The sequence below is a fragment of the Mycolicibacterium sichuanense genome (genome assembly GCF_033741125.1).
Classification (GTDB): domain Bacteria; phylum Actinomycetota; class Actinomycetes; order Mycobacteriales; family Mycobacteriaceae; genus Mycobacterium.
Map to the genome: position 1 here is coordinate 290,249 of NZ_JAWQPU010000003.1, position 23,712 is coordinate 313,960.

General features: G+C 67.8%; 21 protein-coding genes. 13 read left to right on the forward strand and 8 right to left on the reverse strand.

Going from position 1 to position 23,712, the window contains the following annotated elements:
* Positions 1-2: 2 nt before the first annotated feature.
* Together SBI80_RS11805 and SBI80_RS11810 are read right to left on the reverse strand one after the other, a co-directional pair.
* Positions 3-125, reverse strand: coding sequence for a hypothetical protein (locus tag SBI80_RS11805; protein ID WP_318974776.1), 123 nt, complete (start codon positions 123-125; stop codon positions 3-5).
* On the reverse strand, positions 115-1,308 hold the full coding sequence (locus SBI80_RS11810; RefSeq protein ID WP_318975236.1) for an MFS transporter: 1,194 nt from the start codon (positions 1,306-1,308) through the stop codon (positions 115-117). Before SBI80_RS11810 ends, SBI80_RS11805 begins: the two co-directional genes overlap by 11 nt.
* Before the next feature lie 148 nt (positions 1,309-1,456).
* Here SBI80_RS11810 and SBI80_RS11815 point away from each other — a divergent pair, with 148 nt between their 5' ends.
* Entirely contained in the window at positions 1,457-2,611 is a 1,155-nt protein-coding gene (locus tag SBI80_RS11815) for an ROK family transcriptional regulator (RefSeq protein ID WP_318974778.1), read from the forward strand.
* Here the strand turns inward: SBI80_RS11815 and SBI80_RS11820 are convergent.
* Positions 2,595-3,470, reverse strand: a complete 876-nt coding sequence (locus SBI80_RS11820) for an LLM class flavin-dependent oxidoreductase (RefSeq protein ID WP_318974779.1) — start codon at positions 3,468-3,470, stop codon at positions 2,595-2,597. The genes SBI80_RS11815 and SBI80_RS11820 overlap by 17 nt on opposite strands.
* Positions 3,471-3,532: 62 nt before the next feature.
* Between SBI80_RS11820 and SBI80_RS11825 the strand changes: the two genes are divergently transcribed.
* On the forward strand, positions 3,533-4,741 hold the full coding sequence (locus SBI80_RS11825; RefSeq protein WP_318974781.1) for an MFS transporter: 1,209 nt from the start codon (positions 3,533-3,535) through the stop codon (positions 4,739-4,741).
* Here the strand turns inward: SBI80_RS11825 and SBI80_RS11830 are convergent.
* Positions 4,702-5,925 (reverse strand): diiron oxygenase, encoded by a 1,224-nt coding sequence (locus SBI80_RS11830; protein WP_318974783.1) that lies wholly within the window; start codon positions 5,923-5,925, stop codon positions 4,702-4,704. The genes SBI80_RS11825 and SBI80_RS11830 overlap by 40 nt on opposite strands.
* Before the next feature lie 124 nt (positions 5,926-6,049).
* Here SBI80_RS11830 and SBI80_RS11835 point away from each other — a divergent pair, with 124 nt between their 5' ends.
* The 7 genes from SBI80_RS11835 to SBI80_RS11865 all read left to right on the forward strand — a co-directional run bounded on the left by SBI80_RS11835 (position 6,050) and on the right by SBI80_RS11865 (position 13,433).
* The gene (locus SBI80_RS11835) at positions 6,050-6,433 is read left to right on the forward strand and encodes a phage holin family protein (protein ID WP_318974785.1); all 384 of its coding nucleotides are present in this window, start codon (positions 6,050-6,052) and stop codon (positions 6,431-6,433) included.
* 169 nt (positions 6,434-6,602) lie between these two features.
* The gene (locus SBI80_RS11840; RefSeq protein WP_413232713.1) at positions 6,603-7,073 is read left to right on the forward strand and encodes a (2Fe-2S)-binding protein; all 471 of its coding nucleotides are present in this window, start codon (positions 6,603-6,605) and stop codon (positions 7,071-7,073) included.
* Positions 7,074-7,079: 6 nt separating this feature from the next.
* Positions 7,080-8,057, forward strand: coding sequence for an FAD binding domain-containing protein (locus SBI80_RS11845; RefSeq protein ID WP_318974789.1), 978 nt, complete (start codon positions 7,080-7,082; stop codon positions 8,055-8,057).
* A complete protein-coding gene (locus SBI80_RS11850) occupies positions 8,054-10,222 on the forward strand; it encodes a xanthine dehydrogenase family protein molybdopterin-binding subunit (protein WP_318974791.1) in 2,169 nt (722 codons plus the stop codon). The genes SBI80_RS11845 and SBI80_RS11850 overlap by 4 nt, the downstream gene beginning before the upstream one ends.
* A gap of 10 nt (positions 10,223-10,232) precedes the next feature.
* The gene (locus tag SBI80_RS11855) at positions 10,233-11,129 is read left to right on the forward strand and encodes an Fpg/Nei family DNA glycosylase (protein WP_318974793.1); all 897 of its coding nucleotides are present in this window, start codon (positions 10,233-10,235) and stop codon (positions 11,127-11,129) included.
* A 195-nt stretch (positions 11,130-11,324) separates the two neighbouring features.
* Positions 11,325-12,074, forward strand: coding sequence for an SDR family oxidoreductase (locus SBI80_RS11860; protein WP_318974795.1), 750 nt, complete (start codon positions 11,325-11,327; stop codon positions 12,072-12,074).
* 69 nt (positions 12,075-12,143) lie between these two features.
* Positions 12,144-13,433, forward strand: a complete 1,290-nt coding sequence (locus SBI80_RS11865; RefSeq protein ID WP_318974797.1) for an NtaA/DmoA family FMN-dependent monooxygenase — start codon at positions 12,144-12,146, stop codon at positions 13,431-13,433.
* Between the two features lie 13 nt (positions 13,434-13,446).
* Here the strand turns inward: SBI80_RS11865 and pgi are convergent, their stop codons facing one another.
* On the reverse strand, positions 13,447-15,108 hold the full coding sequence (gene pgi, locus SBI80_RS11870) for a glucose-6-phosphate isomerase (protein WP_318974799.1): 1,662 nt from the start codon (positions 15,106-15,108) through the stop codon (positions 13,447-13,449).
* A gap of 49 nt (positions 15,109-15,157) precedes the next feature.
* Between pgi and SBI80_RS11875 the strand changes: the two genes are divergently transcribed.
* The gene (locus SBI80_RS11875) at positions 15,158-16,606 is read left to right on the forward strand and encodes an NAD-dependent succinate-semialdehyde dehydrogenase (protein ID WP_318974801.1); all 1,449 of its coding nucleotides are present in this window, start codon (positions 15,158-15,160) and stop codon (positions 16,604-16,606) included.
* A 72-nt stretch (positions 16,607-16,678) separates the two neighbouring features.
* Here SBI80_RS11875 and SBI80_RS11880 read toward each other — a convergent pair whose 3' ends face one another.
* On the reverse strand, positions 16,679-16,984 hold the full coding sequence (locus tag SBI80_RS11880; RefSeq protein ID WP_318974803.1) for a chorismate mutase: 306 nt from the start codon (positions 16,982-16,984) through the stop codon (positions 16,679-16,681).
* A 230-nt stretch (positions 16,985-17,214) separates the two neighbouring features.
* On the opposite strand from SBI80_RS11880, the gene pcrA reads away from it, so the two are divergent.
* Positions 17,215-19,560, forward strand: a complete 2,346-nt coding sequence (gene pcrA / locus SBI80_RS11885; RefSeq protein ID WP_318975238.1) for a DNA helicase PcrA — start codon at positions 17,215-17,217, stop codon at positions 19,558-19,560.
* Positions 19,561-19,567: 7 nt separating this feature from the next.
* Here the strand turns inward: pcrA and SBI80_RS11890 are convergent, their stop codons facing one another.
* Both SBI80_RS11890 and SBI80_RS11895 read right to left on the reverse strand, forming a co-directional pair.
* The gene (locus SBI80_RS11890) at positions 19,568-20,158 is read right to left on the reverse strand and encodes a hypothetical protein (protein ID WP_413232699.1); all 591 of its coding nucleotides are present in this window, start codon (positions 20,156-20,158) and stop codon (positions 19,568-19,570) included.
* Between the two features lie 3 nt (positions 20,159-20,161).
* Positions 20,162-21,211, reverse strand: coding sequence for a M23 family metallopeptidase (locus SBI80_RS11895; protein ID WP_318974805.1), 1,050 nt, complete (start codon positions 21,209-21,211; stop codon positions 20,162-20,164).
* Between the two features lie 260 nt (positions 21,212-21,471).
* On the opposite strand from SBI80_RS11895, the gene sucC reads away from it, so the two are divergent.
* Complete coding sequence (gene sucC / locus SBI80_RS11900; protein WP_318974806.1) at positions 21,472-22,635, forward strand: ADP-forming succinate--CoA ligase subunit beta; 1,164 nt, start codon at positions 21,472-21,474, stop codon at positions 22,633-22,635.
* A gap of 17 nt (positions 22,636-22,652) precedes the next feature.
* Positions 22,653-23,555, forward strand: coding sequence for a succinate--CoA ligase subunit alpha (gene sucD / locus SBI80_RS11905; protein WP_318974808.1), 903 nt, complete (start codon positions 22,653-22,655; stop codon positions 23,553-23,555).
* The last annotated feature ends 157 nt before the right edge of the window (positions 23,556-23,712 follow it).

A 23,712-nucleotide genomic window follows, 5' to 3' on the forward strand; every position in this document is an offset into this window, starting at 1 on the left:
GGTCAGGCGGCGCGGGTCAGCTCCGGCCGGGCGAACTGGGAGCGGCCCCAGGGCCGGCGCCACGCGAAGTTCAGGCGCAGACCGAGGATGTGCACGTGGACGTGCCACGCGTCGTTACTTGGCATTGGAGTCTCCCGTCCAGCGCTGCAGGAGCACCGAGATGGTCAGCACGACGAGCCCGGCAACCGCGAGCGCAGCGCCGGAGGCAGCCGGCGCGGTGTAGCCGTAGCCGGCGGCGATGACGAGCCCGCCGATCCAGGCGCCCGCCGCGTTGGCGATGTTGAGGGCGGAGTGGTTCAGCGCCGCCGCGAGGGTCTGGGCGCCGTGCGCGACGTCCATCAGACGGGTCTGCAAGGCGGGGGCGATCGCGGAGCCCGAGGCGCCGATGAAGAACAGCCCGAGCATCGCCGTCCATGGGTTGTGGGCGGCCCAGACGAACAGTGCGAGCACGACGGCCAGCGCGGAGATCGAGGCGTAGAGGCCCTTGACCACCGAGATGTCGGCCATCTTGCCGCCGACCAGGTTGCCGACCACCATGCCGAGACCGAACATCATCAGCCCGAGCGGGACCAGCCCGCGGGATAGGCCGGAGACGTCGGTGAGCGTGGTGGCCACGTAGGTGTAGACCGCGAACATGCCGCCGAAGCCGACCATGCCGATCAGCAGCGCCAGCCACACCTGCGGCCGGCGCAGCGCGCCAAGCTCGGTCAGCGGGCTGGTCACGTGCATCGAGCGCAGGTCGGGCAGCCAGTTCCAGATGGCCACCAGGGTGACGACGCCAATGGCGACGACAAGTCCGAAGGCGCTACGCCAGCCGAAGTGCTGGCCGAGGAACGAGGCCATCGGGACGCCGAGGACGGTCGCCACGGTGAGGCCGCTCATGACGTGTGCGACCGCCTTGGCGCGGTTCTTCGGGCCCATCAGGTGGGCAGCGACCAGGGCGGCGACGCCGAAGAAGGCGCCGTGCGGGATGCCGGAGACGAAGCGCGCGGCCATCAGGGTCTCGTAGCTGGGCGCCAGCACGCTGGCCAGGTTGCCGAGGGTGAACACGGTGATCAGTGCGAGCAGCAGGGTCTTGCGTGGCATGCGGGCGGTCAGGGAGGCGATGACGGGAGCGCCGACCACGACACCCAGTGCGTATGCCGAGATGACGTGGCCCGCGATGGGCTCGGTGATGTCGAGGCTGGAGGCGATGTCGGGCAGTAGGCCCATGGCCACGAACTCGGTGGTGCCGATGGCGAAGCTGCCGATGGCGAGCGCGAACACGGCCAGCCATCGCACCGCCGGTGGCGGCGACACGACGGACATCGGTATGGCGGACGTCGGGACGTCGGGTCGGTCCAGGGATCTGGTCACGGGCTCAACGGTAACCGCACTTAAGCCGTTCCTCAAACCGACTTATGTCTTCCATGACACAAAAGTGGCGTGGCTTACGTTCTTGGGGTGTAATCGAGAGATGGCAACCGTTGGTGACGTCTTCGCGCTGATCCGGGATCGTCGCGACGTCACCCGGACGGAGATTGGTCAGCTCACCGGTTTGTCCCGTACGGCGGTCGCATCGCGAATCGCGGCCCTGACCGCCCTCGGCCTGGTGCGCGAGCGCGAACAGGCGCCCTCGACGGGGGGCCGTCCGCCGACGCTGCTGTCGTTCGACGCCGCCGCCGGCGTGGTGCTGTCGGTCGCGGTCGGCATCAGCCGGACCCGGCTGGCCGTGTGTGATCTGGCGGGCGAGGTGTTGTCGATCACCGACATCGACCAGGAGGTCGCGCTCGGGCCCGACGACCTGATGCCCGACGTCGTGAAGCGACTCGACGTCATGTTGCAGGAGTACCCCGACACCCCCATCTTCGGCGTGGGGCTCAGCCTGCCCGGCACCGTGGACCGCCAACGGGGATGCAGCCGCGACTCGCCGATCCTGCGCGGTTGGGACGGCGTCGAGTTGCGCCCGTACTTCACCGAGCTGGAGCGGCTTTCGGACGCGCCGGTGGTGGTGGACAACGACTCCAACGCGATCGCAGTCGTCGAGGGCCGGGGATACGACGACGTCCTGGTGATCAAGGCCTCCAGTGGTCTCGGCGCCGGAATCGTGGCCGGTGGGGTACTGCAGCGCGGGGCGTCGCAGGCCGCCGGCGAGTTCGGGCACAACAAGATCGCTGCGGCGCAAGGACTTCCGTGCCGATGCGGTGACACCGGTTGTGTCGAGGCGATCGCCGGTGGCTGGGCGGTGGTGCACGCCCTGCAGCAGCAGGGCCGCGACGTCAGGAACCTGCGCGACGTCGTCGAGATCGCCCACGGTGGCGACGCCGAGGCGCGCCGGATGATCCGCGACAGCGGCCGATACGTGGGCGAGGTGCTCGCCTCGGCGGTCAACCTGCTCAACCCGGCACTCGTCGTGGTGGCGGGCGACATGGCCGGCGCCTACGAGATCTTCGTCGCCGGGCTTCGGGAGACGTTGTACGGCAACGCCACTGCCCAGGCCACCCGCACCCTCGAGGTGATGCCGGCGGCGCACGGCAGCAGATCCGGCGCGGTCGGCGGCGCCGCCATGGTGCTCGACGAGGTGCTCAGCGCGGCGGCGGTCGACGCGCTCGCGGTCAAGCCTTTGCGATGACGTTCTCCGCGAACCACTCCAGATTGCGGATCTTGTCGTCGAGCGGTTCGGTGTCCTGGCCCATGATGTAGGGGATGCGGAAGCCGACGATGACGTCGGTGACGCCCTTGTCCTCGAGGCGCTTGACGCCGTCGAGGGTGAACCCGTCGATCGAGATGACGTGGATCTCGAATTCGTCGGCCAAGCCGATCCGTTCCTCCTCGTCGCGGAACTTCTGCAGCTTCACCAGTAGCGGGTCCAGCTCCTCGGGATCGCCGCCGCCATGCATCCAGCCGTCGTTGCGAGCGGCTCGGCGCAGGGCGGCATCGGCGTGGCCACCGATCAGGATCGGCACGGGTTTCGTTGGCGATGGCGTCATCTTGAACCGGGGGATGTCGTAGAACTCGCCGTGGTATTCGAAGTAGTCGCCGGACGTGAGGCCCCGGATGACGTCGATGCACTCGTCCATGCGCTTGCCGCGCTTGGCGAAGGGCACGCCCATGATGTCGTAGTCCTCCGGCCAGGGACTGGTGCCGACGCCGAGCCCCAGCCGGTTGTCGAACATCGCGGCCAGTGAACCGGCCTGCTTGGCGACCAGCGCGGGCGGGCGGATCGGCAGCTTCAGCACGAAGATGTTGAAGTGCAGCTTGGTGGTTACCGCCGAGAGTGCGCCGATCAGGGCGAACGATTCGATGAATGCCTTGCCGTCGAGGAACTCGCGATTGCCGTCCGCGGTGTAGGGATACGTCGAATCGGACACTTCCGGATAGGCGATGCTGTCCGGGATCGTCATGGCGTGGTAACCCGCCTCGTCGGCCGCCTTGGCCAACGGGATGTAGTACTTGGGATCGGTCATGGCTTCGGCGTAGGTGAACCGCATGAGGTCGATACTAGAACGTGTTCTAATTCGGCGCGGGCGAATCATCGGCGCATGATTGGCCGATGTCCGATGAGAGTGGCCCGCGGTCGTGGTTGACCCGCAACGTTCGCGTGCTCTCCATGGTGTCGTTCCTCCAAGACGCGGCGAGCGAGCTGCTGTACCCGCTGCTGCCGATCTACCTGACCGCGGTACTTGGCGCACCTGCCGCGGTGGTCGGTGCAATCGAGGGTGCTGCGGAGGGGGCGGCGGCCCTGACCAAGCTCACCTCCGGCCCGCTCGGTGACCGCTTCGCCCGTCGCCCGCTGATCGCCACCGGGTACGGCATGGCCGCGCTCGGCAAGGTGATGGTTGCGGCGTTCGGCGCCTGGCCGGGTGTGCTTGCCGGTCGCGTCGTCGACCGGCTCGGCAAGGGGGTGCGGGGCGCACCCCGGGATGCGCTTCTCGTCGTCGACGTACCCCCAGAGTCGCGGGGTCGGGTGTTCGGCTTCCACCGCGCCATGGACACCCTCGGGGCGGTGGTGGGGCCGCTGCTGGGATTGGCGGGTTACGAGCTGCTCGACCATCGCATCGCGCCACTGCTGTGGGTCGCGGTCGTGCCCGCGGTGGGCAGCGTCGCCCTGGTGTTCCTGGTCCGTGAGGGTGGTCGTGCGGTGCGGCCCGAGCGGCCGGCGCTGTTCTCCCGCGTTCGCGAACTGCCGCGACGGTACTGGCGGGTGACCGCGCTATTGGTCGGGTTCGGGGTGGTGAACTTCCCGGATGCGTTGCTCCTGCTGCGGCTCAACGAGATTGGTTTCTCGGTCGCCGAGGTGATCCTGGCCTACGTCTGTTACAACGTGGTGTACGCCCTCAGCAGCTATCCGGCCGGGTTGCTGTCGGATCGCTTCTCCCGTCCAGGCGTGCTGGGGATTGGCCTGGTGTTCTTCGCGATCGGGTACGTCGGGCTCGGCCTGACCAGTGATCCACTGATCGCGTGGCTGCTGATCGCGGCCTACGGCTTGTTCACCGGATGTACCGACGGCGTCGGCAAGGCGTGGATCTCCTCCCTGGTCGGGCCGGACGTCCAGGCCAGTGCTCAGGGGGTGTTCCAGGGCGCGACGGGGTTCAGCGTGCTCGCGGCCGGAGTGTGGGCGGGATTGCTCTGGGGAGCGGATGGGACACTGCCGCTGCTGATCTCGGGCTCGGCGGGTGCGGTGTTCGCGGTCGCGCTACTGGTCGTCGCGCGGCGTACCCGTCAAGCGAACGGCGCGGGTCCGACGCCGGCAACCGCGTAACCGCCCTGCGAGGTGCGCTCGGTGAGGCGGGCCGCCACGGTGCGCTCGCCGATGGTGATCGAAACGGCCGGAGTTCTCAGTGCGTCAGCTGGCAGGTCCGCGAAGATCGATCCACGCCAGTGATATTGGCCGTCGATTGGATCCAGGTGGCCGGCCAGCCGGACGCGGGTGCCGTGCTCGGCGTCGCCGATGGTCAGCACCGCGGGGCCGTCGTACGTCTCGTCGGTGTTGGTGGTGCCTGGCGCATCCGCCACGGCGACGGCCGAGCCGGAAAGGAAGTGCGTGCGGGTCCAGAGCCGACGCGCGATCGGGCCCAGCAGGCCGATCTCGTCGAGGAACGCCGCCAGCGGGGCGAAGCCCATGGCCTGCACCTCGTGGTGATGCGGGCTGCGGCGGGCAGCGTCGCGCGCCTGCTTGCCGTCGAGCCCGACGCGGCGATACACCGCGGCATTGGTGAACAGGTGCCGGAAGAACAACCCCCCGGCGCCGTTGAGATTGGCCACCCAGATCCGGTTCAGCCACGGCATCTCGGCAACGCGTTTGCGTGCGCCGTCGCGGGCGAACTGGATGTGGCGTGCCTCCTCCGTGACGTGGATCCGCATGATGCGCTGCACCAGCGGTTGCAACTCGGGGTCGTCCATCATCTTGCGTTGTAGCGAATCGAAGATCTCCTCGCCGATCAGCGCGGCTACCCACAGCAGTGAACCCTTGAAGGTCAGCGGCAGGGTGTTGATCATGATGCGCTGATACCGTCTGGGCCGCATCGGCTTTCCGCCAACCTTCTCGATCGCCCTGCCGAACATCACCATGTGCCGGGTCTCGTCGCCCATCTCGGTGAGTGCATAGTGCGTCGTGCGCGCCGTCGGGTCGGCGTGCATCAGTTCGCGCAACAGAGCCTGGTTGAGGATGTTCTCGAACCAGATGCCCGCCGACAGCGTGTTGACGAACTCCTGGCGCGACAGTTCGATCTGCTGTTCGCGGGTCATGGACTCCCACAACGGCGTTCCGTACAGCGACACCGATTTGGGCGGCAGGAAGAACTTGTCGGGATCCAGCGGCGCGTCCCAGTCGATGTCGACGACGGGCGCGTAGGACTTCTTGACCGACCCCCGTAACAGACGTTCGGAGAATTCCTCACGGGTCGGGGCGCCGGGGCGCCGCACGGCTTCTGGGGAAAGAGTCATCGTCGACTCCCTTCGCTGGCGTTGTGCCCAAAACCTAATTGCGCCCGTCCCGTTAGTCAATACCCGCGGTACCGGATACTTCGGGTGTCACCGAGGAGCGGTTCCGGCATGGCAGGATCTCTGCGTGAGTCAGTTCCTGCTCCGCGCCGCCCTGACGGGCGTCGCACTATGGGTCGTCACCAAGGTCGTCTCGGGCATCGCGTTCGTCGGTGGGGAGACCGCGCTGCAACGGGTCGGCATCATCTTCGTCGTCGCGGTGATCTTCGGCGTCGTCAACGCATTCATCAAACCGATCGTCCAGTTGATCTCGATACCGCTGTACGTGCTGACCCTTGGCCTGATCCACATCGTCATCAATGCGTTGATGCTGTGGATCACCTCGAGGATCACCGAGAGCACCACGCACTGGGGGCTCTACATCGACGACTTCTGGTGGACGGCCATCTGGGCCGCCATCGTCCTGTCGATCGTCAGCTGGTTGCTGTCGCTGGTGTTGCCCGGCGGATAGCGCGTCGGCCGCCCAACCAGCACCTCGGGTTTCGCGGCGTACGCTCGATTCGGTGGCTCCCGAGATCAATCGCCGGACCTTCGTCGGCGCCTCGATCACCGTCAGTGGTGCAGTCGCGGCCGCGTCGTTGGCGGCGGGCTGCGAGGCCGACGCACCACCGGCTGCCGACCTGCCCACGACGACGACCATTCGACTGCGCGTCAACGGCGAGGAGAAGGACGTCGCGGTCGACAACCGCACGTCGCTGCTCGACATGCTGCGTGAGCGGGTGGGCCTGACGGGCACCAAGAAGGGCTGCGACCAAGGCGCCTGCGGCGCCTGCACGATCATGCTCGACGGCCGTCGGGTGAACTCCTGTCTGACGCTCGCGGTCATGCACGACGGCGCCGACGTCCGCACCATCGAGGGCGTCGCGCAACACGGTCGGCTCGATCCGCTGCAGCAGGCCTTCATCGACACCGACGCCTTCCAGTGCGGCTACTGCACGTCGGGCCAGATCATGTCGGGTCTCGGCTGCATCGCCGAGGGACACACGGGTTCGGCTGCGGAGATCCGGGAGTGGATGAGCGGCAACATCTGTCGCTGCGGCGCCTACACCAACATCGTCGAGGCAATCGCCACGGCGGCCAAGAAGGCCTGACGTTCGGTGTTCCCGTTCGCGTACACCAAGGCCGCCGACGAGCAGGCGGCGCTAGCCGCGGGACGGTCGGGCGCGCGCTACGTCGCCGGTGGCACCACACTCGTCGACCTCATGAGGGTGACGGTCGAGCGACCGGGCGCCGTCGTGGACATCAACGCGCTGCCCTATCGCTCGATCGACCTCGACGAGCGCGCGCTGCGGATCGGCTCGCTGGTGCGCATGACCGACCTGGCCGCCGACGATCGGGTGCGGCGTCGATTCCCGGTCATCGCCCAGGCATTGGAGCTCAGCGCATCGGCTCAGCTGCGGAACATGGCCTCCATCGGCGGCAACCTGATGCAGCGCCCGCGCTGTCAGTACTTCCGCGACGTGTCGGCCAAGTGCAACCGCCGCACGCCCGGTGCGGGGTGCGCGGCCGTCGACGGACTGAACCGGAACCATGCCATCCTGGGCGCCAGCGACCAGTGCGTGGCCACCCACCCGTCCGACCTCGCCGTCGCGTTGGTGGCCCTCGATGCCGTCGTTATCACGCGGGATGGCAACGGCGACAGGCGGATTCCCGTTGCCGGGTTCTTCCGCCAGCCCGGGACGACGCCCGACCAGGAACACGACCTACGGCCGGGTGAACTCATCGTCGGCATCGAGGTTCCGACCGGGCCCGCGACGGCGCGCTCGGGTTATCTCAAGGTCCGCGACCGGCAGTCGTATGAGTTCGCGCTGACGTCCGCGGCGGTGGCACTCGAGATCGCCGGGGTTACGGTGCGCACTGCGAGGGTCGCCGTCGGGGGCGTCGCGACGGTGCCGTGGCGGTTGCCCGCCGTCGAAGGTGCCCTGGTGGGCCGCGCCGTCACACCGGGTCTGTGGCACGACGCCGCAGCCCATGCCGCCGAAGGTGCGAAGCCGCTGTCGGACAACGGGTTTAAGGTCGAATTGGTCCGGCGCGTCGTCGAGCGCCAGTTGAGTACGGTGGCAGCCCTGCCATGACCTACCCCTCGCGCCTGCCCGACCCGGCCGTCGGCAACCCGATGGCCCGCGTCGACGGCCCGCTGAAGGTCACCGGCGGCGCCCGCTACGCCGCCGACAACCCCGTGCCGGACTTCGTGCACGCAGTCCTGGTCTGCAGCACCATCGTGACCGGGACGGTCGACCGCATCGACCCGGCCGCCGCGGTGAAGTCACCGGGGGTGTTGCGCGTGCTGACCGACTTCGGCGGGGTGACGCTGCCCTACGACATCCGTCGCGTCGCGTTCTTCGGCCAGCCCGTCGCGGTGGTCGTCGGCGAGACGCTCGAGGCCGCCAGCCACGGCGCCGCACTGGTCGACGTGGACTACACCGTCCAACCCGGAAACACGAACATCGATGCGCCGCAGGTGGTTCCGAAACCCGGCAAGAATCAGGTCGACTACGTGCGCGGCACACCCGAGGCCGCCTTGCGCACCGCCGCGGTGGTCACCGACCGCACCTACGCGATCGCGCGCAACAACCACAACCCCATGGAGCTGCCGGCGACCGTGGCGAGGTGGGACGGGGACCGGTTGACGGTGTGGGACAAGGTGCAGTCCGTCGTCGGCGCGCAGGAGGCGCAGGCCGAGGCGCATGGCGTGCCGGTGGCCAACGTGCGCATCATCTCGCCGTTCGTCGGGGGAGCGTTCGGTAGCGCCGGCCAGGTCTGGCCGCACCAGCTGCTCGCCTCGTTCGCGGCGCGGAAGATGGGTAGGCCGGTCAAGCTGGCGCTCACCCGTCAGCAGACCTACGCAGGCATCGGCTACCGGCCCACCAGCAGGCAGCGCCTAGCGGTTGGCGCAGACACCAGCGGCCGGATCGGCGCCATCGTGCACGAGGGCCGCACCGAGACCGCGCGCTATGCCACCTACGAGGACGGCCTGACCGCCTCCCCGAAGTTCATGTACACCAGCCCGAACATGCGCTCGACCTACCGCGTGGTGCCACTCGACGTCAATCTGCCCACGTACATGCGCGGACCGGGGGCGACGACGGGCACGTTCGCGCTCGAGTCGGCGATGGACGATCTCGCACATCAGGTCGGCGTCGATCCCGTCGAGCTGCGGCTGCGCAACGAACCCGACCACGACCAGATCGACGGGCTGCCGTTCTCCACCCGGCGGCTGGCCGAGTGCTTGCGGCGCGCGGCCGACGAATTTGGTTGGGCCAGGCGCAATCCCACGCCGGGGGCGATGCGGGACGGCACTGCGTTGATCGGCCTCGGCATGGCCGCCGCTGGCTACCACACCAGCCGCAGCGAGTCCGATGCGCTGGCGATCGTCAACGCCGACGGCACCGCCGACATCCAGGTCGCGACCAGCGACATGGGCCCGGGGACCTACACGTCGATGACCCAGGTCGCCGCCGACGCGTTGGGGCTGCCGGCGCAGCGCGTGCGCTTCGCGCTGGGGGACAGCACCTATCCCAAGGCGCCGTCGCACTCCGGATCCCGGACGATGGCCAGTGTGGGCTCCGCGGTGGATCGCGTCTGCGCCACCCTGCGCGACCGGCTGATCCGCACCGCCGTCACCGATCCCGGTTCGCCATTGAACGGGGTGGCGCCGACGGCCGTCGCGGTCGCGGACGGGCGGATGTTCGTCACCGCCGACCCGGCGCGAGGAGAGGGCTACCGCGAGCTGTTGCGGCGGCGGGGCTGGCCGAGCCTCGATAGCCGCGGCAACTGGACTCCCGACGACGCCGACAAGCGGTTCTCGATGTACGCCTACGGCGCGGTGTTCGCCGAGGTGGCCGTCGACGACGCCCTGGGCTTCGTCCGGGTGCGGCGGATCCACGCCTGCTACGACGCGGGCCGGGTGGTCAACCCCAGGCTGGCGCACAGCCAGGCCATCGGCGGCATGGTCGGCGGCATCGGGATGGCGCTGCTGGAGGGCACCGACCTCGACCACCGCGACGGCCGCATCGTCAACGCGAACATGTCCGACTACCTGGTGCCCGTCAACGCGGACGTGCCGGCACTGGACGCCACCTTCCTCGCCTCCCGCGACGACGCCGCCAACCCGATCGGCGTGAAGGGTCTCGGCGAGGTCGTCATCGTCGGCGTACCCGCCGCCATCGCGAACGCCGTGTTCAATGCGACCGGCAAGCGGGTGACCGAGCTGCCGATCCGGCTGGAGAATCTGCTCTAGCCTGGAAGACGTGCCGGAACTTCCCGAGGTCGAAGCCCTTGCCGACCACCTCCGCCGCAACGCCGTCGGGCTGACGGTGAGTCGCGTCGACGTCGCCGCGCTATCCGTACTCAAGACCTTCGCCCCGCCGATCACCGCCCTGTACGGCCAGACCGTCACGGGGGCCAACCGCTGGGGCAAGTACCTCGGGCTGGAGGCGGGCGGGCTGCACCTGATCACCCATCTGTCCCGGGCCGGCTGGCTGCGATGGTCGGACAAGCTGTCGGCCACCCCGCTGCGCCCAGGTGGCAAGAGTCCCATCGCGCTGCGGGTACACCTTGGGCCGCCCGGTGACGCGTCCGGTCCGGCCGTCGCCGCCGGGGCGGCTCCGGGCTTCGACCTGACCGAGGCCGGCACCCAGAAGCGTCTCGCCGTCTGGCTGGTCGAGGACCCCGCCGCGGTGCCGCAGATCGCGAGCCTCGGCCCGGACGCGCTGGCGCTGGGACCCGACGAGCTGGCCGCCGTGCTCAAGGGCAACGGCGGGCGGATCAAGACCGTCATCACCGACCAGAAGGTCATCGCCGGCATCGGCAACGCCTACAGCGACGAGATCCTGCACGTCGCGAAGCTCTCGCCGTTCGCGACCGCGGGCAAGCTCACCGACGCCCAGCTCGGCGCGCTGCACGACGCGATGATCACGGTGCTCACCGACGCCGTGGCCCGCTCGGTGGGGCAGGGCGCCGCGACGCTCAAGGGGGAGAAGCGGTCGGGGTTGCGGGTACACGCGCGCACCGGGATGCCGTGCCCCGTGTGTGGTGACACCGTGCGGGAGGTGTCCTTCGTCGACAAGTCCTTTCAGTACTGCCCGACCTGTCAGACCGGCGGCAAGATCCTGGCCGATCGACGAATGTCCAAGTTGCTCAAGTAGGTTGGCGCACGCTGCCTCCGGAGACCATGCCGAATGACGTCCTAGGCAGGTTTTCTGCACCACGGTCGCGAATTGGCCGCCGGTGAGCCGAACCGCAACCGTGGCGTCGAAACCGTCGTAGTCCGCGCAACGGCCACCCGGCCCGAGAGCCCGACCGGTTCGTTGACACCTGTCGAGAGTGGCTACGCTGCAGCGATGACTCGCCAACGGATCCTCATCACCGGCGCCAGCTCGGGTCTCGGCGCCGGCATGGCCCGCCAGTTCGCTGCCAAGGGGCGTGACCTCGCCCTGTGCGCGCGTCGCGCCGACAACCTCGAGGAGCTCAAGGCCGAGCTGACCGGCCGGTATCCCGGCATCACGGTCGCCGTCGCCGCGCTCGACGTCAACGACCACGAGGCCGTGCCGAAGGTGTTCGCCGAGTTGCGCGACGAACTCGGCGGCCTCGACTGCGTCATCGTCAACGCCGGCATCGGCAAGGGGTACCCCCTCGGAGGCGGCAAGCTCTGGGCCAACAAGGCGACAATCGAGACGAATCTCGTTGCGGCGCTCGTGCAGATCGAGACCGCACTGGAGCTGTTCAAGGCCGCTGGTGCGGGCCACCTGGTGCTGGTGTCCTCGGTGCTCGGCAACGTCGGCGTGCCCGGGCACAAGGCGGCATACGCCGCAAGCAAGGCCGGCGTCACCTCGCTCGGCGAGTCGCTGCGGGCCGAGTACCCGTCGGGGCCCATCAAGGTCACGGTGCTCGAGCCCGGCTACATCGAATCCGAGATGACCGCGAAGTCGAACTCCACGCTGCTGATGGTCGACAACGAGACCGGCGTCAAGGCGATGGTCGACGCGATCGAGAAGGAGAGGGGCCGCGCCGTCGTCCCCGGCTGGCCGTGGTGGCCGCTGGTCGAGGTGATGAAGGTGCTGCCGCCCCGGCTCACCAAGTACTTCGCCTGAGCGCGCGGGGTTTCCGTCCCGAAATCCTGCCGACACGACTGGGAAACACGGGTCCGGTTGTCTTGAGCCGTGTTTCACCTGGGATGGTTCCTCAACTTCGTGGCCGACGAGTGGAACGGCACGTGGGGTGACGGTGGCCGTGACTTCACCGGCGACTTCTACGTCGACGTCGCGCGGTCGCTGGAGCGGGCCAAGTTCGACTACGTCCTGCTCGAGGACAAGCTCATGGTCTCGACGGCCTACGGCGGCACCATGGAGTACGACCTCAAGCACGGAGTGAACCCCAAGCACGATCCGGTTCCGCTCGCCGTGCTGATGGCCAACGCCACCACCAGGCTCGGCGTCGTCCCGACGATGTCGACGAGCTTCTATCCGCCATTCCTGCTGGCCCGGCTCGCCAGCACCATCGACCACATCGCGCGCGGGCGCTTCGGCTGGAACGTCGTCACCTCCGCGGAGGACCGGTCGGCCCAGAACTTCGGCCTGGACAAGCTGTGGGAGCACGACGAGCGCTACGTCCGCGCTGCCGAATACCTGGACCTCGTCACGCAGCTGTGGGAGTCGTGGGAGCCCGACGCGGTCGAGCGCGATCGCATGACCGGGACCTACGCGAACTTCAAGAAGGTCCACACCGTCGACTTCGAGGGCAAGTACTTCAAGTCGCGAGGTCCGCTGAACACCGCGCCGTCCCCGCAGTACCGCCCGACGATCGCCCAGGCCGGCGCGTCACCGCCGGGACGCGCGCTGGCAGCGCAGTATGCCGACACCATCGTCACGCCGGCCAACGACGTCGACGCCATGAAGGAATACCGCGACGACATCCACGCCAGGATGGTGGCCATCGGCCGTGACCCGGCGCACTGCAAGGTGCTCTACCTGGTCTCACCGATCGTGGCCGACACCCACGAGGAGGCGCTGGCCAAGCGCGAGCGGTGGTTCAGCGACCCGCTCTACGTCGAGTACATGCTGGCGGAGATCTCGTCGATCACCGAGATCGACTTCGCCCAGTTCGACCTCGACGAACCGCTGCCCGAACTCACCACCAACGGTGAGCGCGGCGCGCTGGCCAGCTTCGTGGCTGGCGGCAAGGACAAGACGCTGCGCGAATTGGTCACCGGCAGTGGGATGTCCAGCAACATCCCGTTCGTCGGCACCCCCGCCGAGGTCGCCGAGGAGATGGGTGAGGTGATGGCTCAGGTCGGCGGGGACGGCTTCCTGATCACCAGCCCGGTGATGCGACTCAACCGCCGCTACGTCACCGAGATCACCGACGGCCTGGTGCCGGAGCTGCAGCGGCGGGGCCTGGTGCGGACGGAGTACACGACCACGATGCTGCGCGAGCACCTTCGCGAGTTCTGACGGTGTCGGCCAGCTAGCTCGCCCGGCCGCGCTCCCGGCGGTAGTGCCGCACCAGCGCATCGGTCGAGCTGTCCGACTGCTCGCCGGGAGCGGCATCGTCGGTGAGCACCGGCAGCAGCGAATTGGCCTGCGTCTTACCGAGTTCCACGCCCCACTGGTCGAACGAGTCGATGCCCCAGATGATGCCCTCGGTGAACACCTGGTGCTCGTAGAGCGCGATCAGCTGGCCCACCACCGACGGCGTCAACTTGGTCGCCAGGATCGAGGTGCTCGGCCGGTTGCCCGGCATCACCTTGTGCGGCACGACCTCGGGCTTGGTGCCCTCCGCGGCGATCTCCTCGGCAGTCTTGCCGAACGCCAGCACCTTGGTCTGGGCGAAGAAGTTGCTCATCAGCAGGTCGTGCATGCTGCCGGTGCCGTCGCGCGTGGGCAGGTCGTCGGTCGGCTGGGAGAACCCGATGAAGTCCGCCGGAATGAGCCGAGTGCCCTGGTGCAGCAGCTGATAGAACGCGTGCTGGCCGTTGGTTCCCGGCTCGCCCCAATAGATCTCACCGGTCGCGGTGGTGACGGGACTGCCGTCGGCGCGCACCGACTTGCCGTTGGACTCCATCGTCAACTGCTGCAGGTAGGCCGCGAACCGGGACAGGTCGTTGGAGTAGGGCAGCACCACCCGGGACTGCGCGTCGAAGAATTCGTTGTACCAGAGGCCGATGAGGCCAAGCAGCGCAGGCGCATTCGCCTCCAGGGGCGTGTTGCGGAAGTGCTCGTCGACGAGGTGGAAACCGGCGAGGAACTCGGCGAAACGCTCCTTGCCGATCACCGCCATCACCGACAGCCCGATAGCAGAGTCCACCGAGTAGCGGCCGCCGACCCAGTCCCAGAAGCCGAACATGTTGGCGGTGTCGATGCCGAAGTCGGACACCAGCTTCGCGTTGGTGGACACCGCGACGAAGTGCTTGGCCACCGCGTCAGCACCGAGGGAGTCGGTGAGCCAGCGGCGCGTCGCGGTCGCGTTGGTCAGCGTCTCGAGGGTGGAGAACGTCTTGGACGCGACGATGAACAGCGTCGTGGCCGGGTCGAGCCCGTCGAGCTTGGCGACCAGGTCGGCGGGATCGACGTTGGAGACGAAGCGGGCCGAGATGCCCGCGTCGGCGTAGTGCCGCAGCGCCTGGTAGACCATCACGGGCCCGAGGTCGGAGCCGCCGATGCCGATGTTGACGACGGTCTCGATCCGCTTTCCCGTCGCACCGGTCCACTCGCCGTTGCGCAGCTGGTCGGTGAACGTGCCCATGGCGTCGAGCACCTCGTGCACGTCGGCGACGACGTCCTGACCGTCGACGATCAGGGTGGCGTCCCTGGGCAACCGCAGCGCCGTGTGCAGCACCGCGCGGTCCTCGGAGGTGTTGATGTGCTCGCCGGCGAACATCGCGTCGCGCTTGGCCTCCAGGTCGGCCGCCTTGGCCAGGTCGATGAGCAAGGTGAGCGTCTCGCGCGTGACCCGATGCTTGCTGTAGTCGACGTACAGGTCACCGACGGTCAGCGTGAGCTCCCGGCCACGGGCGGGGTCCTCGTCGAAGAACTCCCGGAGATGCTTGTCGCCGATCGCGTCGTGGTGGCGGGCCAATGCGTTCCACGCGGGAGTTTCGGTGATGTCGGGAATTTGGACACTGGTCATAAGGCGACCCTAGTGCGGGCGGCCTTTCGAAGGAGTAAATGATTGATGTATGGACACCGCCAAGCTCCTGTCATCCGTTCCCACCGGTCTCTGGATCGGGGGTGAAGAGCGGGAGGCATCGTCGACCTTCGACGTGCTGAATCCGGCGACGGACGAGGTATTGATCGCCATCGCCGACGCCACCCCGGAGGACGGCATCGCCGCCCTCGACGCCGCGGCCGGCGTGCAGAAGGAGTGGGCCGCCACCGCGCCCCGCGAGCGCGGCGAGATCCTGCGGGCCGTCTTCGAGGCCATCACCGCGCGCGCCGAGGAATTCGCGACCTTGATGACCCTCGAGATGGGCAAGGTCGTCGCCGAGAGCCTGGGCGAGGTCAAGTACGGTGCGGAGTTCTTCCGCTGGTTCGCCGAGGAGGCGGTGCGCATCGACGGCCGCTACACCCGCAGCCCGGCGGGCACCGGCCGCATCATCGTCACCAAGCAGCCGGTCGGACCGTGTCTGGCCATCACGCCGTGGAACTTCCCGCTGGCGATGGGCACCCGCAAGATCGGCCCCGCGATGGCGGCCGGTTGCACGATGATCATCAAGCCCGCCGCGGAGACCCCGCTGACGATGCTGTTGCTGGCCAAGCTGATGGACGAGGCAGGCCTGCCCAAGGGCGTGCTGTCCATCCTGCCGACGTCCAAGCCGGGGGACCTGACCGCGGCCCTGATCGACGACGGCCGGCTGCGCAAGCTGACCTTCACCGGCTCGACCGGCGTGGGCAAGGCATTGGTCAAGCAGAGCGCCGACAAGCTGCTGCGGCTGTCGATGGAGCTGGGCGGCAACGCGCCGTTCATCGTCTTCGACGACGCCGACGTCGACGCGGCCGTCGAGGGCGCGCTGCTGGCCAAGATGCGCAACGGCGGTGAGGCCTGCACCGCGTCGAACCGCTTCCACGTGGCGAACGCGGTGCGCGCGGAGTTCACCGAGAAGCTCGTCAAGAGGATGAGCGAGTACAAGCTCGGCAACGGCCTCGACTCCTCGTCGACGCTCGGCCCGCTGGTCAACGCCAAGCAGGTCGCCACCGTCGAGGATCTGGTGTCCGACGCGGTGTCCAAGGGCGCCACCGTCGCCGTCGGCGGTGTCGCGCCGGAGGGCCCCGGCCACTTCTACCCGGCAACGGTGCTGTCCGACGTGCCGCCGAGCGCGCGGATCTTCAAGGAGGAGGTCTTCGGCCCCGTCGCCCCGATCATCGGCTTCGACACCGAGGAGGAGGGCATCGCTGCAGCCAACGACACCGAGTACGGGCTCGCGGCCTACATCTACACGCAGTCGCTGGACCGTGCGCTGCGCGCCGCCGAGGCGATCGAGGCGGGCATGGTCGGCGTCAACCGCGGCGTGATCTCCGACCCGGCCGCACCGTTCGGTGGCGTGAAGGAGTCCGGCTTCGGCCGCGAGGGCGGCTCCGAGGGCATCGAGGAGTACCTCGACACGAAGTACATCGCCTTGACGAGCTGACCCCGCGAGCAGACGCAAAGGGCCCTCGAACGCCTGGTTCGAGGGCCCTTTGCGTCTGGTGGCGCCGAGAACTCAGTGGCCGAGGCGGCCGCGGCCCAGGCGCAGCAGGATCATCGCCAGATCCTTGCCCTCGGGTCCGAGCACGCTGTAGCGCTCGATGACCTTCATCTCGCGGCTGTGCACCAGACGCGTTCCGCCGGAGGCCATCCGGGCCTTGCCGATCGTCTGGGACACCTCGGCCCGGCGCTGGACGGCAGCCAGGATCTCGGCGTCGAGCCGGTCGATCTCCAGGCGCAGCTGGTCGATGTCGGGCGTGTGTTCGGTTTCGATACTCATGGGTGACTCCGCATCCTCGTCGTGTGGGTGATGTGGTCTCATCCGAATTCAGGCCTCACGACGAAAAGAGAGCCCCGGATCCGGAAGCGGACCGCGGGGCTCTGGGAAAGCAGCTAGACCACGGACACCGGCGGCCGGTATCCGTAAAGAAATCGTCCCTGCGCATTGAGCACGGATCGAGTGTGCCACCAAGGGCAGCGTCCACGCAACGAACGGGTCTGATGCGCGGTACCACCGCGGTGTCCGTGCCCGGCGGTAAGTTGAAGACCGACATGACACTAGCCACCGAAACGGATCAGCCCCTCTCCGACCTGCTGGACGGGCTCAACCCGCAGCAGCGCAAGGCCGTCCTCCACGAGGGTTCGCCGCTGCTGATCGTCGCTGGCGCAGGTTCGGGCAAGACGGCGGTGCTGACGCGCCGCATCGCCTACCTGCTGGCCGCGCGGGACGTCGGCGTCGGCCAGGTGCTGGCCATCACGTTCACCAACAAGGCCGCCGCGGAGATGCGCGAGCGCGTGGTCGACCTCATCGGTCCGCGGGCCAAGGCGATGTGGGTTTCGACGTTCCACTCCACGTGCGTGCGCATCCTGCGCAATCAGGCCTCGCTGCTACCCGGGCTCAACTCCAACTTCTCGATCTACGACTCCGATGACTCCCGGCGCCTGCTGATGATGATCGCCAAGGACATGGGGCTGGACACCAAGCGGTACTCGCCCCGGCTGCTGGCCAACGCGATCTCCAACCTGAAGAACGAGCTCGTCACACCAGACACCGCAGCGCTGGAGGCCTCGGAGGTCTCCGAGGAGATGCCGCGCATCGTCGCCGAGGCCTACGGCGAATACCAGCGCAGGCTGCGGGCCGCCAACGCCTTGGACTTCGACGACCTGATCAGCGAGACGGTCGCCGTGCTGCAGGCGTTCCCGCAGATCGCCCAGTACTACCGGCGGCGGTTTCGGCACATCCTGGTCGACGAGTATCAGGACACCAACCATGCCCAGTACATGCTGGTGCGCGAGCTAGTCGGCCACGATCTGCCCGACGGTGACGTCCCACCTGGCGAGCTGTGCGTCGTGGGTGACGCCGACCAGTCGATCTATGCCTTCCGCGGGGCCACCATCCGAAACATCGAGGACTTCGAGCGCGACTATCCGAACGCGACGACGATTCTGCTCGAACAGAATTATCGGTCCACGCAGAACATCCTTTCGGCGGCCAACTCCGTCATCTCGCGCAACGCCGGCCGGCGGGAGAAGCGGTTGTGGACCGATGCCGGTGAGGGCGAGCTGATCGTCGGCTACGTCGCCGACAACGAACACGACGAGGCCCGGTTCATCGCCGAGGAGATCGACGCCCTGACCGACCGCGGTGAGATCAACTACAACGACGTCGCCGTCTTCTACCGCACCAACAACTCGTCGCGCGCCGTCGAGGACGTGTTCATCCGCGCTGGCATTCCCTACAAGGTGGTCGGCGGCGTCAGGTTCTACGAGCGCAAGGAGATTCGCGACATCGTCGCCTACCTGCGCGTGCTGGACAACCCGGGTGACGCGGTGAGCATGCGTCGCATCCTGAACACCCCCCGCCGCGGCATCGGCGACCGGGCCGAGGCCTGCGTCGCGGTGCATGCCGAGAACACCGGCGGCACGTTCAACGACAGCCTGCAGGCTGCCGCCGAGGGTCGGGTGCCGATGCTGAACACCCGCTCGGAGAAGGCGATTGCCGCCTTCGTCGCGCTGCTCGACGAGTTGCGCGGCCTGCTCGGTGACGAACTCGGCGTGCTGGTCGAGGCGGTCCTCGAACGCACCGGTTACCGTCGCGAACTCGAATCATCAAGTGACCCACAGGACTTGGCGAGGCTGGACAACCTCAACGAACTCGTCAGCGTCGCGCACGAGTTCAGCATCGACATGGCCAATGCCGCGGCGCTTCGTGAGGAGAACCCCGAACTGGTCGACGAGGACGTCCCCGACACCAGCGTTCTGGCCCAGTTCCTGGAGCGCGTGTCGCTGGTAGCCGATGCGGACGACATTCCCGAGAACGGTTCCGGCGTCGTGACGATGATGACGTTGCACACCGCCAAGGGGCTCGAGTTCCCCGTCGTGTTCGTCACCGGCTGGGAGGACGGCATGTTCCCGCACATGCGCGCCCTCGGTGATCCGCAGGAGCTGTCCGAGGAACGGCGGCTGGCCTACGTCGGCATCACCCGGGCCCGCCATCGGCTCTACCTCAGTCGTGCCAAGGTGCGCTCGTCGTGGGGCCAGCCGATGTTGAACCCGGAATCCCGGTTCCTGCGCGAGATTCCGCAGGAACTCATCGACTGGCGCCGGGTGGAGGCGCCGCAGTCGTCATTCGGATCCCTCGGTGGGCGGTCTTCCGGCGGTGGAGGATTCGGCGCATCCGGTGACCGGGGCAGACCGGCGCCGGCACGTACCGCGGGGGCCCGCAACCGTCAGGTGATCACTTTGGAACCCGGTGATCGCGTCACGCACGACAAGTACGGCCTGGGCCGCGTCGAGGAGGTGTCCGGCATGGGTGAGTCCGCCATGTCGCTCATCGATTTCGGAAGTGCGGGCCGGGTCAAGCTGATGCACAACCACGCGCCGATCCAGAAGCTCTGACGGCGGGTCAGCGGCACCAGCGTCCGGTGGCGGGCAGCAGCGCCAACACGATGCTCGCGACGGGCAGCACCGGAATCGCGTAGACGATCTGCGGCAGGTTGGCGCCCGCGACGAAGAGGCCCGCGAAGATCATCAGGGCGACTACGGAGCCGACGACGATCAGGAGTCGCCCGATGCGCCGGCGCAGCAGCAATGAGATGAGACCGCCGATGGTTGCTGCCGCCGACACCGTCGTCAGGAAACCGATTGCGATGCAGAACAATTCGTCGGTGCGCCACCACCCGCTGATCAACGAGGTCGCGATGACGGCGGTGGCCCAGCCGCTGAGGATGCTGACCGTGGCCGCTGCGGCCGCAGCGGCGGGGGAGGGGCGCGCGGACGCGGGCGGGGTGACCGTCAGCGGGGTGGCGCGGGGGATGTAGCTGGTGCGCGGATCGGGTGTCGGCACCGATGTGGCGACCGGTAGCGATCCGGTGGGGTGCCTGCGGATGATGCCGGTCTGCTGCTCCGGCTCGGGGGCGGGTGCAGGCGTTGGCGCGGCCTCGGGCTGCCGCCGAATGATGCGGGTTTCGTCGGAGGATGGTCCGCCGGAGGTCACCGGTCAGCCGACGTAGTTGCCGGGGCTCAGACCCTTGGCGGCGAGCCACGGCACGGGATCGATGTAGTCGGTGCCGTTCTTCAGCACCGAGAAGTGCAGGTGCGGCCCGGTCGACTGGCCCCGGTTGCCGATGGTGGCGATCTGATCACCGGCCATCACGCGCTGACCGACGCTGACCAGCCAGGTGTTGACGTGGCCGTACAGCGTCACCGTGCCGTCGGCGTGACGGATCTTGACCCAGGCGCCGAAACCCGCTGCCGGGCCCGCGTCGGTGACGACGCCGTCCGCTGCAGCCAGGATCGGGGTGCCGATCGCGTTGGCGATGTCGATTCCCGCGTGCAGCACGCCCCACCGGTAGCCGAAACCCGACGTCCACACGCCGCGGGCGGGGAAGACGTACATCGGCCGCGCCAGGCGCGCCTCGCGCTCGGCCCGCTCGGCGGCGAACGCCGCGCCGTTGGCGAGTTCCTGGCTGTGGACGGCCTCGCTGGCCGCGGGCTCGACGGTGACGATCTGCATGCCGTCGGAGGAACCGGCGATCGCGCTGCCGTCGACGAAGGCGTTGGGTCCGGCGGCCACCATGTGCTGGGCCGGCGCCTTGTCGTTCGCGTTGACCATGGTGTACGCGGCGGCTGCCGTGGCACCCGCGGCCATCGCGGCGGCGACGAGGCGGGCCTTGACGGTGCCGTCGCCGACCTTGCGGTGCAGTCCCCGACGCCCCGTGAGATCGATGACGTCGGTGTTCTCCATGCCGTCGCTGCGATCGGTGTGGCTGTCGCGGTAGGCGTGCGCCGAGGGGCGCTCCTCGCCGGGCGCTGGGCGGAACTGGGACGGCACGGCCAGCCGCAGCGGGACGAGGTCGTCGGTGTCGTGGAGGTCGTCGAGCTCGGGGGCGCGGATCACCAGAGACTCGCGGTCGAAGGCCGAGGTGTTGCTGAAGTCGAGGTCGTCGAGATCGCCGAACTCGTTGAACGGGATGATGTCGGTGATGGTGGCGTCGTACGGGGTCGTCGAGGTTGCACGAGATGCTCGCGTCGAACCTTGCTCAGCCAACCGAAATGTCCTTCGCGCCGTGACCTTACCGTTACTCAGACCACAGGCACGTTAACCAAATTCCAATGTGGGTGGCAACTCGTGACCAAAGTACGTCCGAAATTGTGACTTGTGTCACTACTGGACCCTGGTGAGATGTGCCACATGAGCGGTAGGCGGTGTCGGCGACATTCGCGCGTGTGGATAAAGTCCCAAGAGCCAGTAAGGCGCTAAGCGTAGATACCAAATCCCAACAGTCAAAGCAGACAGACGGTGAGCCCATGGATCTCTTCGAATATCAGGCGAAGGAGCTGTTCGCCAAGCACAACGTGCCCACCACCCCGGGCCGGGTGACTGACTCCGCCGACGACGCCAAGGCCATCGCCGAGGAAATTGGCAAGCCGGTCATGGTCAAGGCGCAGGTCAAGGTCGGCGGACGCGGCAAGGCCGGCGGCGTCAAGTACGCAGCCACCCCCGACGACGCCTTCACCCACGCCCAGAACATCCTCGGTCTGGACATCAAGGGTCACGTCGTGAAGAAGTTGCTGGTCGCCGAGGCCAGTGACATCGCGGAGGAGTACTACATCTCCTTCCTGCTCGACCGTTCCAACCGCACCTACCTCGTGATGTGCTCGGTCGAGGGCGGCATGGAGATCGAAGAGGTCGCCGCCACCAAGCCCGAGCGCCTCGCCAAGGTCCCCGTCAATGCGGTCAAGGGTGTCGACCTAGCCTTCGCGCGGTCCATCGCCGAGCAGGGTCACCTGCCCGCAGAGGTGCTCGACGCCGCTGCCGTGACAATCCAGAAGCTGTGGGAGGTCTTCGTCGGCGAGGACGCCACCCTGGTCGAGGTCAACCCGCTGGTGCGCACGCCCGATGACCAGATCCTGGCACTGGACGGCAAGGTCACCCTGGACGCCAACGCAGACTTCCGTCAGCCCGGCCACGCCGAGTTCGAGGACAAGGACGCCACCGATCCCCTCGAGCTCAAGGCCAAGGAGAACGACCTCAACTACGTCAAGCTCGACGGCGAGGTCGGCATCATCGGCAACGGCGCCGGGCTGGTCATGTCGACGCTCGACGTCGTCGCCTACGCCGGTGAGAAGCATGGGGGGGTCAAGCCCGCCAACTTCCTCGACATCGGCGGTGGCGCCTCGGCCGAGGTGATGGCCAACGGTCTCGACGTCATCCTCGGCGACAGCCAGGTCAAGAGCGTGTTCGTCAACGTCTTCGGTGGCATCACCGCGTGTGATGCCGTGGCCAACGGCATCGTCAAGGCCCTGCAGATTCTCGGCGACGAGGCCAACAAGCCGCTCGTGGTGCGCCTCGACGGCAACAACGTCGAAGAGGGCCGCCGCATCCTGGCCGAGGCCAATCATCCGCTGGTGATCCAGGCCGAGACCATGGACGCCGGGGCCGACAAGGCCGCCGAGCTGGCCAACAAGTAGAAAAGGAACCATGACCCATGTCAATTTTCCTTAACGCGGACAGCAAGGTCATCGTCCAGGGCATCACCGGTGGCGAGGGCACCAAGCACACCGCGTTGATGCTCAAGGCCGGCACCCAGGTCGTCGGCGGCGTCAACGCCCGCAAGGCGGGCACTGAAGTGACGCACGTGGACAAAGATGGCAAGGACGTCCATCTCCCCGTGTTCGGCAGCGTCGCCGAGGCGATCAAGGAGACCGGGGCCGACGTCTCGATCGCGTTCGTGCCGCCGGCGTTCTCCAAGGACGCCATCATCGAGGCCATCGACGCCGAGATCCCGCTGCTCGTCGTCATCACCGAGGGAATCCCGGTGCAGGACAGCGCCTACGCGTGGGCCTATAACGTCGAGAAGGGCGAGAAGACCCGGATCATCGGGCCCAACTGTCCCGGCATCATCACCCCGGGTGAGTCGCTGGTCGGCATCACGCCGAACAACATCACCGGCAAGGGCCCGATCGGCCTGGTGTCGAAGTCGGGCACGCTGACCTACCAGATGATGTACGAGCTGCGCGATCTCGGCTTCTCGACCGCCATCGGCATCGGCGGCGACCCAGTCATCGGGACCACCCACATCGACGCCATCGAGGCGTTCGAGAAGGACCCCGAGACCAAGATCATCGTGATGATCGGCGAGATCGGTGGCGACGCCGAGGAGAAGGCCGCCGCCTACGTGAAGGCCAACGTCAGCAAGCCGGTCGTCGGCTACGTCGCGGGATTCACCGCGCCGGAGGGCAAGACGATGGGCCACGCGGGCGCCATCGTGTCCGACGGTGCCGGCACCGCACAGGGCAAGAAGGAAGCCCTCGAGGCCGCGGGCGTGAAGGTCGGCAAGACGCCGTCGGAGACCGCCGCGTTGGCACGGGAGCTCCTCGAGAGCCTGTAACCACTGCATCGACCGTGCGGCCAGATCGCGGATCCCTCGGGGTTCACGATCTGGCCGCATCTTCGTCTGCGCGCTCGGTGATGAATCGATCGATACGTCCATCCGGGCGTATGGGGGTGTCCAGTCGAATTGGAACACGTTCTCGCCGTCGATTAGC